Genomic DNA, 11,857 nt, shown 5'->3' on the forward strand with positions numbered 1-11,857 from the left:
TCAGAGCTCCTGGCGCTGGTTTTCAGGGTCGAAGAACGGCAGCTTCACCACCGTGGCCTGGACGATCACGCCGCCCTCGACCCGGATCGGAATCTGCTGCCCTGGCGTCGCCTGGTCGAAGGCGGCATAGGCCAGGCCGATGATCCGGTCGAGGGTCTGCGAGTACTCGCAGGACGTGACGTTGCCGCTGATGTCCGGGCCCTTGAGCACCAGGTGGCCCTCCAGCGGTTGCGGGCTGGTCCTGGGCAGGGTGAAACCGACCAGCTTGCGCTTCTGCGGCTGGGCTTCGAGGATATCGATCGAGCGGCGGCCGACGAAGAACGGCTTGCTGCGGCTGACCGCCCAGCCCATGTCGATCTCGGCCGGGTGGGTCATGCCGTCGGTGTCCTGGCTGATGATCACGTGGCCTTTTTCCAGGCGCAGCAGGCGCTGGGTCTCGACGCCGAACGGGCGGATGTCATGGGCCTTGCCGGCCGCCATCAGCGCGTCCCACAGTTGCAGCGCATGGCGCGCCGGAACGTGGATTTCATAACCCAGCTCACCGACGAAGCCTACCCGTAGCAGGCGCGCCTTGATCCCGGCCACGGTGCCCTGGCGCACCGCCAGGTAGGGAAAGCCTTCGGCCGACAGGTCGAGGTCGCTGCAGACTTTCTCCAGTACCTTGCGCGAGTCCGGTCCGGCGACGTTGACTGCGGCAATCGCCGCGGTGACGTTGGCGATATCGACATCCAGCCGCCACTGGGCATTCCACTTGAGCATCTGCTGGTAGATGCGGTCCACGCCGCTGGTGGTGGCGGTCACGTAGAAGTGGTGGTCGGCGAAGCGCGCGCAGACGCCATCATCGATCACCACACCCTGTTCATTGGTCATCAGCGCATAGCGCGAACGCCCCACCGGCTGCTTGAGAAAGGCGAAGGTGTACATCCGGTTGAGCAGTTCGGCGGCGTCCGGACCCCGCACGTCCAGGCCGCCCAGGGTCGAGACGTCGATGATGCCGACCTTGTGCCGCACGTGTTGCGCCTCGGCCTGCATGCAGGCATCACGCTGGCTGGGCTTGCCGTAGTAGGCCGGGCGCTGCCAGATCCCGGCGGGCATCATCTTCGCCCCGGCCTCGAGGTGGCGCCGATGCATCGGCGTCTGCCGGTACGGGTCGAAGGCACGGCCGGCGACGTGGGCCAGTTTTTCCGCCTCGAACGGCGGCCGGGCGGTGGTCACGCCGGTCTCGCTGACGCTGCGTTGGGTCGACGAGGCCACCAGTCGCGCGGTCGGCAGGGCCGAATGGCGGCCCTGGGACGGGCCCATGCCGACCGTGGAGAAACGCTTGACCAGTTGCACGTCGCGGTAGCCGAGGCGGGTGGCATTGACGATGTCGCGGACCTGCAGGTCTTCATCGAAATCGACGAAATCCTTGCCCTTGGGGTGCGGGAAGATCGGCCAGGGGAAGTTGACCGGGGCTTCGGCACGCAGCGGCAAGGGCTTGGCGACAAGTTCCAGGTTCAGCGCGGTGACGATCTGCGCCGCCGCGTCGATGGCATCGGCCAGCACGTTGTCCAGGGCGTGGTAGCCATGGGCCGAGCCGGCGACGCGAAGGTTCTGCGGCAGGCCGCTGAGGGTGAACTCCGCCAACGGGTCGTCGTAGGCCAGCTTGCCACCCGCCTGGCACAACAGCTGGTAGACCGGCATGTAGCCGCCGGACATGCACAGCAGGTCGCAGTCCAGGATCAACCCCTGCTGGGCGACCTGGCCTTGCCCGGTGATCGCGCGGATGTCGACGCCGCTGACATGGCGCAGACCCTTTTCGTGCAGGGCTTCGTACACGGTGCTGCCGGAGTGGCAGGGGATGCCGCGTTTTTCCAGTTCCAGCAGCAGCTCGCGGTTGGCCGGATGAGGGCGCATGTCGACCAGGGCGGCGACCTCGACCCCCTGGTCATCCAGGTCCAGCGCGGCGAGGTAGCCGTCGTCGTTGCCGGTCAGGACCACGGCGCGCTGGCCCGGCTTGACCGCATAGAGCTTCATCAACCGTTGCGCGGCGCTGCTGAGCATCACCCCGGGCAGGTCGTTGTTGCGAAAGATCACCGGCTGGTCGAACGAGCCGCTGGTGACCAGGCATTGGGTGGCGCGGACCTTGTACATCCGCTTGCCCTGGATCACCGGCAGGTAGTTGTCGGTGAACCAGGCGTTGCAGGTGGCCTGCTTCAGCACGCGGATATTGGCGTGGCCTTGCACCGCATCGACCAGCTCCTGGCGCAGGCTGTCGGCACGCCGGCCTTCGAGGTCGAAGCGGGCGTAGGTCAGTGACCCCCCAGGATCGGCTGCTGCTCGACCAGCAGCACCTTGGCCCCGGCATCCGCCGCGGTCAACGCCGCCTGCAGGCCGGCCGGGCCGGCCCCGATCACCGCCAGGTCGGTGAACAGGTAGGCCTTGTCGTAGTACTCGGGCTGGAAGCTCTGGTCGAGCACGCCCAGGCCGGCCTTTTTGCGGATGATCGGCTCCCACAGCTTCCAGGCGCCCCGGGGCTTGTAGAACGAGCGGTAGTAGAAACCCACCGGCATGAACCTGGAGAACTTGCCGAGGTAGGCATCCCGGTCATGGTCCAGCGAACCGCTGAAGTTCTGCCCGGTCACCTGCACGCCGCTTTCCAGCAACTGGGTATCGGCCAGCACGTTGGGTTCGCGCGGCAGTTGCACCAGGGTGTTGGCGTCCTGTCCCGCCATGGTCAGCGGGCCGCGCGGGCGGTGGTACTTGAACGAGCGCGAGAGCAGGAAGCGGCCATTGGCGAGCAGGGCACTGGCGATGCTGTCACCGGCAAAGCCCTGGTAGGGCTTGCCATCGAAACTGAAATCGAGGGGCTGGCTGCGGTCGATCAGCAGGCCCATGGGTACGGGGAGGCGGTTCATCGCACGGTCTCCTGGGTGTTCGCGGCTGTGAATTCAACGCGGCTGTCGAACAGTTCCCGCGGGTCGAAGGTGCGCAGGATCTCGTCGCTGCCGGTGTGACGCTCGGCCAGGAACCAGTAGCTGGACGGGTTGTGCAGCCACCATTCGCGGACCACGCCGAGAGTGTCTTCGCTGTTGAACACGTAGTCGGCCCATTCGGCATCGCTGCAGGTCTGCGGATCGGGCATCCGCTTGAATTCGCCGCCGTAGGTGAATTCGCTGATGTTGCGCGGCCCGTTGAGCGGGCAATTCATCACTTTCATGTGCCGCTCCTCAGTGGCTGGCCGCTGTCGCGCCCATTTCGTTGACTTGCTGGAAGGTGGCGAAGCGCTCCAGGCCGAACGGCCTGATCAGCTCCGGTACCCGGCCACCGCTGGCGACCAGCTCGGCCATGGTCTTGCCGCAGATCGGCGTGGCCTTGAAGCCCCAGGTGCCCCAGCCGGCGTCGAGGTAGTAGTTCTTCACCGGCGACAGACCCATGATCGGGCTGTAGTCCGGGGTCATGTCGGTGATCCCGGCCCACTGGCGCATCAGCCTGGCGTTGGCCAGGAACGGGAACATCTCGATGGCGTGGGCCAGCAGGCTTTCCTTCAGGTCCAGGGTCGAGCGGGTGTTGAACAGCGGGTAGGGGTCGGAACCGCCCCCGAACACCACTTCGCCACGGCTGGTCTGCTGTACGTAGCAGTGCAGGGCCGAGGAGCTCACCAGTGGGTCGAGGAACGGCTTGAATGGCTGGGTGACCATGGCCTGCAGCGGGAAGGTCTGGATCGGCGAACGGATGCCGGCCTTCTTCATCAGTTGCGAACTCATGCCGGCCACGGCCTGGACCACGCAGCCGCAGCGGACGGTGCCGCGGTTGGTCTTCACCGCGGTGATCGTGCCGTTGTCGATCACCAGTTCCTGGACTTCGGTGAGCTGGTGAATCTCCACGCCCCGCTTGGCCGCCTGCTTGGCATAACCCCAGGCCACCGCGTCGTGGCGGGCGGTGGCACCGTCGATGTGCCACAGGCCGGCGAGCACCGGCAGGTGGCCGGGGTCGAGGTTGAGTGTCGGCACCAGTTCGCGGATCTGCTGGCGGTCTAGCATTTCGGTGCGGCCGCCGAAGTGCTTGTTGACCTCGGCGCGCTGGCGGAACGACCGCACCGTCGCGTCGGTGTGGGCCAGGGTCAGTTGGCCGCGATGGGAGTACATGATGTTGAAGTCGAACTCGTTGGACAGGCCCTCGAACATCCGCACCGATTCGGCGTAGAAGCGCACCCCTTCGCTGGTCAGGTAGTTGGAGCGGATCACCGCCGTGTTGCGCGCGGTGTTGCCGCCGCCCAGGTAGCCCTTTTCCAGCACCGCGATGTTGCTGATGCCGTGGTACCTGGAGAGGTAGTAGGCGGTGGCCAGGCCGTGGCCGCCACCGCCGATGATCACCACGTCGTAGGCCGGCTTGAGTTCCTTCTGCGGCGGCAGGTCGACCTCGACCGGGTACTGCGAACCGAGTCCGTATTTCAATAGATGGAATGGCATAGGGCCTCCAGGTGACTGCGTTGGGCGTGGGCCTGCTGAACGGCAGCGGTCACCGTGTTCTTCATCAGGAAGGCGATGGTCATCGGGCCGACGCCACCGGGCACCGGGGTGATGGCCGAGACCTGGGGCAGGGCGCTGTCGAAGTCGACGTCGCCGACCAGGCGGCTGCGTTCCCCGTCGTCGATGCGGTTGATGCCGACGTCGATCACCACCGCACCGGGCTTGAGCCAACTGGCGTCGATCAGCCGCGGGCGGCCGACGGCGGCGACCACGATGTCGGCCTGGCGGCACAGGGCCTGGGCCTCGACGCTGCGCGAATGGAGCACGGTGACCGAGCAATGGGCCTTGAGCAGCAGGGCGGCCATGGGCTTGCCGACGATGTTCGAGCGGCCGATCACCACTGCGTGCTTGCCGCTCAGGTCGCCGCAGGCGTCTTCGAGCAACTGCATGCAGCCGCTGGGGGTGCAGGGCGTCAGCACCTCGCGGCCCTGGCTCAGGCCGCCGACGTTCTCACTGTGGAACCCGTCGACATCCTTGCCCGGGGCGATGGCCTGCAGGGCGCGGGTTTCCTCGATATGGGCCGGCAGCGGCAATTGCAGCAGGATGCCGTTGACGCTGTCGTCCTCGTTCAACGCGGCAATCAGACTGAGCAACTGCGCCTGGGTCGTGTCGGCGCCCAGCCGGTATTCCAGCGAGCGGATCCCGGCCTCTTCGGCACGCAGGATCTTGTTGCGCACGTAGACCTGGCTGGCCGGGTCCTGCCCCACGAGAATCACCGCGAGCGCAGGCTCGATGCCGGCCTGCTTCAACTCCCGGACTTCGGCCTTGACCCGCGCCAGCACCCGCGCCGCCGCAGCCTTGCCATCGATCAGCTTGGAGGTATTCACCGGAAGATCACCGTTCTGTCGTTGTTGAGAAAGACGCGATGTTCCAGGTGGTACTGCACCGCCTTGGACAGGGCCACGGTCTCGGTGTCGCGACCGGTGGCGACCAGGTGGTCCGGCAGATAGGCATGGTCGACCCGCTGAACTTCCTGCTCGATGATCGGCCCTTCGTCCAGGTCGCTGGTGACGTAGTGCGCGGTAGCGCCGATCAGCTTCACGCCGCGCTCGTAGGCCTGGTGATAGGGCTTGGCACCCTTGAAACCGGGCAGGAACGAGTGGTGGATGTTGATCGCCCGGCCCGAGAGTTGCCTGCACAAATCGTCCGAGAGGATCTGCATGTAGCGTGCGAGCACCACCAGCTCGGTGCCGGTTTCATCGACCACCTTCATCAGCGCCGCTTCCTGCTGGGCCTTGGTTTCCTTCGTCACCGGCAGGTAGATGAAGCGGATGCCCTCGCGCTCGGCCATGGGCCGCAGGTCCAGGTGGTTGGAGACGATGGCGGTGATGGTCATGTCCATCTCGCCCTTGTGGTGGCGGTACAGCAGGTCCGTGAGGCAGTGGTCGAACTTGCTGACCATCAGCAGCACGCGCATCGGCTCGCGGGTGTCGTGCAGTTCCCAGTGCATGTCGAAGGCCTGGGCGACCTCGGCGAAACCGGCCTTGAGCCGGGCGATGTCGCCGCTGTGGCCGTCGTTGAAGCGGAACACCGCGCGCATGAAGAACTTGCCGCTGAAGTCGTCGTCGAACTGCGCCATTTCACCGATGTAGCAGCCATTGCCGGCCAGGTACGAGGTCACCGCCGCGACGATGCCGGAGGTCGCCGGACAGCTGATCTTGAGAATGAAAGGGTTCTTTTCGTGTTGCATGGCATGTCCTCTGGAGAGTGGCGGCAGCTCGGCGCAAGGCGAAATTCAGGGGTGAACGGCAATGTTGTAGGTGAATAAAAATTCCCACGAGGAATTAAATATTCTTTTGTGCGGTTTATAGGCGAAAGCCAATGGCGCGTCCAGAGTTTCTGGAAACTTTTTTAACTGGTGGGAAATTTTGCGGAGTGGTTGCCCGCGACGTGAGCACCGTTGCGGTGTGGCCCTGGGGCCGTCGCGGGCCAGTGGAGGGAGCGGTCGGCTCTACTCCCCGGAGGTGCCGTAGTTCATGATCGATAACAGCCGGATCGGCACCTGCACCAGCCTCTCCGGGCCATGGGGAATTTCGCCGTCGAAGGTCAGGCTGTCGCCGGCCTCCATCGGGTAGAGCTGGTTGCCGTGGCGGTAGACCAGTTCGCCTTCGAGCAGATGCAGGAACTCGGTGCCGGGGTGGGAGAAGGTCGGGAACTCTTCGCTGGCATCGTCCATGGTCACCATGTACGCCTCGAAGCTCTTCTTCGGCCCGCGGGTGTGGTTGAGCAGGTGGTAGGTATGGCCTTTCTCGGTGCCGCGGCGCACCACCTCCAGCCCCTCGTCGCGCTTGACCAGCAGCGCGCTGCCGCCTTGCTGGTCGTACTGGCTGAACAGCTTGGACATCGGCATGCCGAGCACGTCGCACAGGCGGCTGAGGATATCCAGGCTGGTGGACACCTGGGCGTTCTCGATCTTGCTCAGCATGCCCTGGCTGATCCCGGCGATGCGCGCCACATCGGCCAGTTTCAGTTCCTGGGCCTGGCGCTGGCGCTTGATCTGGATGCCCAGGTACTGCTCGAGCTTGAGTTTGGGTTGTGCTTCGTCAGGCGTGTTCATCGGCTTTGCACGGTTTCCGTTCAATAATTTTAAATTCGCACCAGTAATGTGCGATTCGGGCCTCGGCCGCTTGTTCGGCGGCGGAATATTCCCTCGGTGAAAACGAGTTTCCCATATATACAGAGGAAAAGCCGCAATCGCGGCTCCGCAGACCCCAAGCGACAAACTTGGCAAGGCCATTGCATTCCTATTGGGAAAGTAAGTTTCCTGATTGGAATAAGTTCCGGCCAGGAAGCAAGCGACGGTTCAAACCATAACGTCTTGCCTTTCGCCAGGAGTGAACGCTCATGTTGCCACCCGAAACACAGCGGCTGATCGCGGAGCACGGGATCAAATACGTGCTGGCCCAGTTCGTCGATATCCACGGTTCGTCCAAGACCAAATCGGTGCCGGTTTCGGGTCTGGAGATGGTGGCCGAAGAGGGGGCGGGGTTCGCCGGGTTTGCCATCTGTGGCATGGGCATGGAACCTCACGGGCCGGATTTCATGGCCAAGGGCGACCTGTCGTCGCTGACCCCGGTACCCTGGCAGAAGGGCTACGGCCGGGTGGTGTGCATCGGCCACGTCGAGGGCAAGCCCTGGCCCTACGACAGCCGCTACGTGCTGCAGCGCCAGGTCGAGCGCCTGAGCGATCGCGGCTGGACGCTCAACACCGGCCTCGAACCGGAGTTCAGCCTGTTTCGCCGTGACGCCAGCGGCGCCCTGCAACTGGTCGACGCCAGCGATGCCCTGGACAAGCCGTGCTACGACTACAAGGGCCTGTCGCGCTCGCGCGAATTCCTCGAACGCCTGACCGAAGCCCTGCAACCGGTGGGCTTCGACATCTACCAGATCGACCACGAGGACGCCAACGGCCAGTTCGAGATCAACTACACCTACAGCGATGCCATGGAGTCGGCGGACCGCTTCACCTTCTTCCGCATGGCCGCCGGCGAGATCGCCAACGACATGGGCATGATCTGCTCGTTCATGCCCAAGCCCGATCCGAAACGGGCGGGCAACGGCATGCATTTCCACCTGTCGATCAGCAGCGCGACCAGCAAGAACCTGTTTCACGATCCCAGCGACCCGAGCGGCATGGGCCTGTCGAAGCTGGCCTATCACTTCGCCGCCGGGCTGCTGGCCCACGGCCCGGCGCTGTGCGCGTTCGCCGCGCCCACGGTCAACTCCTACAAGCGCCTGGTGGTCGGCAACTCGCTGTCCGGTGCCACCTGGGCGCCAGCCTTTATCGCCTTTGGCGCCAACAACCGCTCGGCCATGGTCCGGGTGCCCTATGGCCGCCTGGAGTTCCGCCTGCCGGATGCCGGGTGCAACCCGTACCTGGTCAGCGCCGCGATCATCGCCGCGGGTCTGGATGGCATCGACCGCAAGCTGGAAATCGACAACGTCTGCAACGAGAACCTCTACAAGCTGAGCCTGGAGGAGATCGCCGCCCGCGGCATCAAGACCCTGCCGCAGTCGCTGAAGGAAGCCTGCGATGCGCTGGAAGCCGATCCGCTGTTCGCCGAGGTACTGGGCGCAGAGATCGTCGGCGAGTTCATCAAGCTCAAGCGCATGGAGTGGGTGGAGTACAGCCGCCATGTGAGTGACTGGGAAGTGCAGCGCTACACCGAATTCTTCTGATCCAGCCGTTTCAACCAACCGTTTCCGACGCCCTGCAAGTGGGTAGGGCGTCTTCTGCCCGGGAGTTTGCGATATGTGTGGAATTGTGGGGCTTTACCTGAAAAATCCGGCGCTGGAATCCCGGCTCGGCCAGCTTTTCGAGCCGATGCTCGAAGCCATGACCGACCGCGGGCCGGACAGTGCCGGTTTCGCCATTTATGGCGATGAAGTGGGCGAGGGCTGGGTCAAGTTGACCTTGCAGGCCACCCGCGACGGCTATGACTTCAAGGCCCTGGTCGAGGCGCTGCAAGCCCGCCTGGCGGCACCGCTGGACTGGTTCCAGAACGCCAGCGCCATTGTCCTCAAGATCCGTGCCGAAGAGGCGCCGGTGCGTGCCGCACTGGCGGAGCTGGCACCGCAGGTGCGCATCATGAGTGTCGGCCAGAGCATCGAGATCCTCAAGGGTATGGGCCTGCCCCGGGAAATTTCCGAGCGTTTCGGCCTGGCCTCGATGAAGGGCAGCCACATCATCGGCCACACCCGCATGGCCACCGAAAGCGCGGTGACCCTGGAAGGCAGCCACCCGTTCTCCACCGGGGCCGACCTGTGCCTGGTGCATAACGGCTCGCTGTCCAACCACTCGCGCCTGCGCCAGAACCTGCGCCGCGAGGGCATCCACTTCGAGACCGAGAACGACACCGAGGTGGCGGCCGGTTACCTGGCCTGGCGCCTGCAACAGGGCGACTCGCTGAAGACCGCGCTGGACAAGTCCCTGGAAGACCTCGACGGCTTCTTCACCTTCGCCATCGGCACCCGCAACGGCTTCGCGGTGATCCGCGACCCGATCGCCTGCAAGCCGGCGATCCTCGCCGAGACCGCCGACTACGTCGCCATGGCCTCGGAATACCAGGCGCTGTCGAGCCTGCCGGGCATCGACAAGGCCAAGGTCTGGGAACCTGTTCCCGCCACCCTTTACGTCTGGGAACGCGAATCGGCTCAAGGAGCACGCCCATGAAAACCATCGATCTTTCCACCAGCACCGTGCGTGAGCTGAACCAGGCCCTGCACGACCAGGCCCGGCAACTCGAAGAGCGAGAGTGGCGGGTCACCCACCCCAACGGCGCGCACAACCTGGCGGTCGGCATCAACGAAACGGTGTCCGTGGATATCCAGGGGCACGCCGGCTACTACTGCGCCGGCATGAACCAGAAGGCCTCGATCACCGTGCATGGCAACGTCGGGGTCGGTTGCGCCGAGAACATGATGTCCGGCTACGTGCGGGTCAAGGGCAGTGCCTCGCAGGCGGCGGGCGCCACCGCCCATGGCGGGCTGCTGGTGATCGAGGGCGACGCCGGTGCCCGTTGTGGCATCTCGATGAAGGGCATCGACATCGTGGTCGGCGGCAGCATCGGCCACATGAGCTGCTTCATGGGCCAGGCCGGGCGCCTGGTGGTCTGCGGCGACGCGGGCGATGCGCTGGGCGACTCGCTGTACGAGACGAAGATCTTCGTCAAGGGCAAGGTCGAGTCGCTGGGCTCGGACTGCATCGAGAAGGAGATGCGCCCCGAACACCTCGAAGAGCTGCAGGCCCTGCTGAATCAGGCCGGTTTCAACGAAAAGGCCAGCGATTTCAAGCGCTACGGTTCGGCCCGCCAGCTGTACAACTTCAAAGTCGACAACGCCAGCGCCTACTGATCCAGGAGCCAGAACATGAGTGAATCCACTACCCCGAAAGCCGCTCCGGTGCTGCGCGAGTCGGCCACCTTCGATCGCCTGACCATCCAGGAAATCCAGCGCGCCGCCGAAACCGGCATCTATGACATCCGCGGCGGTGGCACCAAGCGCAAGCTGCCGCATTTCGATGATCTGCTGCTGCTCGGCGCCAGCGTTTCCCGTTATCCGCTGGAAGGCTATCGCGAGAAGTGCGGCACCGATGTGATTCTCGGCAACCGCTTCGCCAAGAAGCCGATCCACCTGAAGATTCCGGTGACCATCGCCGGCATGAGCTTCGGCGCGCTGTCGGCCAACGCCAAGGAGGCCCTGGGCCGTGGCGCGACCATCGCCGGCACCAGCACCACCACCGGAGACGGTGGCATGACCCCGGAAGAGCGCGGGCAGTCGCAGCACCTGGTCTATCAGTACCTGCCGTCGCGCTACGGCATGAACCCGGACGACCTGCGCAAGGCCGACGCCATCGAGATCGTCCTGGGGCAGGGCGCCAAGCCGGGCGGTGGCGGCATGCTGCTGGGCATGAAGGTCACCGAGCGGGTCGCCGGTATGCGCACCCTGCCGATCGGTGTCGACCAGCGTTCGGCCTGCCGTCATCCGGACTGGACCGGCCCGGACGACCTGGCGATCAAGATCGCCGAGATCCGCGAGATCACCGACTGGGAAAAACCGATCTACGTGAAGATCGGCGCCAGCCGCCCGTATTACGACGTCAAGCTGGCGGTCAAGGCCGGCGCCGACGTGATCGTGCTCGACGGCATGCAGGGCGGTACCGCGGCGACCCAGGAAGTGTTCATCGAACACGTCGGTATCCCGATTCTGCCGGCGATTCCGCAGGCGGTGCAGGCCCTGCAGGAAATGGGCATGCACCGCAAGGTGCAGTTGATCGTCTCCGGCGGCATCCGCAACGGGGCCGACGTGGCCAAGGCCATGGCCCTGGGCGCGGACGCGGTGGCCATCGGCACGGCGGCGCTGATCGCCCTGGGTGACAACCACCCGCGGCTGGACGAGGAGTTGAAGAAGATCGGCTCGGCGGCCGGTTTCTACGACGACTGGCAGAACGGCCGTGACCCGGCGGGCATCACCACCCAGGACCCGGAACTGTCGAAACGCCTGGACCCGGTCGAAGGCGGGCGCAGGTTGGCCAACTATTTGCGTGTCCTGGTGCTGGAAGCGCAAACCATGGCCCGGGCCTGCGGCAAGTCCCACCTGCATAACCTCGACCCGAGGACCTGGTGGCCTTGACCGTGGAGTCCGCGGCCATGGCCCGGGTGCCGCTGGCCGGGACCTCGTGGATTCCCGGGCAGCAGTACTAGACGCTGGCGTAGCCGCGCCAGCAGGCCGACTCCCACAGGGACAGCGCCGAACGCAAAACGGGAGTCCTGCTCCCTCTGTAGGAGCATGGCTTGTCGGAACGCCGCACCGCCGCGAACAGGCGTTCAAGCCATAGGGGCTTTGAT

8 protein-coding genes and 2 pseudogenes are annotated in these 11,857 nt (G+C 65.1%); 4 read left to right on the forward strand and 6 right to left on the reverse strand.

What is annotated here, in order from left to right; genetic code table 11:
* From ACZ5KU_RS10550 to ACZ5KU_RS10575, 6 genes and pseudogenes are all read right to left on the reverse strand, one after another.
* Positions 1 to 2,897 (reverse strand): annotated as a pseudogene (locus tag ACZ5KU_RS10550) (2Fe-2S iron-sulfur cluster-binding protein).
* A complete protein-coding gene (locus ACZ5KU_RS10555) occupies positions 2,894 to 3,199 on the reverse strand; it encodes a sarcosine oxidase subunit delta (protein ID WP_054058051.1) in 306 nt (101 codons plus the stop codon). Before ACZ5KU_RS10555 ends, ACZ5KU_RS10550 begins: the two are co-directional and overlap by 4 nt.
* Before the next feature lie 10 nt (positions 3,200 to 3,209).
* The gene (locus ACZ5KU_RS10560; protein ID WP_464737108.1) at positions 3,210 to 4,451 is read right to left on the reverse strand and encodes an FAD-dependent oxidoreductase; all 1,242 of its coding nucleotides are present in this window, start codon (positions 4,449 to 4,451) and stop codon (positions 3,210 to 3,212) included.
* Complete coding sequence (gene folD, locus ACZ5KU_RS10565; RefSeq protein ID WP_464737109.1) at positions 4,433 to 5,338, reverse strand: bifunctional methylenetetrahydrofolate dehydrogenase/methenyltetrahydrofolate cyclohydrolase FolD; 906 nt, start codon at positions 5,336 to 5,338, stop codon at positions 4,433 to 4,435. Before folD ends, ACZ5KU_RS10560 begins: the two co-directional genes overlap by 19 nt.
* A complete protein-coding gene (gene purU / locus ACZ5KU_RS10570) occupies positions 5,335 to 6,201 on the reverse strand; it encodes a formyltetrahydrofolate deformylase (protein ID WP_054058048.1) in 867 nt (288 codons plus the stop codon). Before purU ends, folD begins: the two co-directional genes overlap by 4 nt.
* A gap of 261 nt (positions 6,202 to 6,462) precedes the next feature.
* Complete coding sequence (locus ACZ5KU_RS10575) at positions 6,463 to 7,068, reverse strand: helix-turn-helix domain-containing protein (protein ID WP_464737110.1); 606 nt, start codon at positions 7,066 to 7,068, stop codon at positions 6,463 to 6,465.
* Positions 7,069 to 7,355: 287 nt separating this feature from the next.
* On the opposite strand from ACZ5KU_RS10575, the gene glnT reads away from it, so the two are divergent.
* From glnT to ACZ5KU_RS10595, 4 genes and pseudogenes are all read left to right on the forward strand, one after another.
* The gene (gene glnT, locus ACZ5KU_RS10580; protein WP_054058046.1) at positions 7,356 to 8,690 is read left to right on the forward strand and encodes a type III glutamate--ammonia ligase; all 1,335 of its coding nucleotides are present in this window, start codon (positions 7,356 to 7,358) and stop codon (positions 8,688 to 8,690) included.
* Positions 8,691 to 8,763: 73 nt separating this feature from the next.
* The gene (locus ACZ5KU_RS10585) at positions 8,764 to 9,684 is read left to right on the forward strand and encodes a class II glutamine amidotransferase (RefSeq protein ID WP_054058045.1); all 921 of its coding nucleotides are present in this window, start codon (positions 8,764 to 8,766) and stop codon (positions 9,682 to 9,684) included.
* Entirely contained in the window at positions 9,681 to 10,364 is a 684-nt protein-coding gene (locus ACZ5KU_RS10590; RefSeq protein ID WP_054058044.1) for a GltB/FmdC/FwdC-like GXGXG domain-containing protein, read from the forward strand. Before ACZ5KU_RS10585 ends, ACZ5KU_RS10590 begins: the two co-directional genes overlap by 4 nt.
* 15 nt (positions 10,365 to 10,379) lie before the next feature.
* Positions 10,380 to 11,713 (forward strand): annotated as a pseudogene (locus ACZ5KU_RS10595) (FMN-binding glutamate synthase family protein).
* Positions 11,714 to 11,857: the final 144 nt, after the last annotated feature.

The organism is Pseudomonas sp. Tof1 (genome assembly GCF_055390395.1).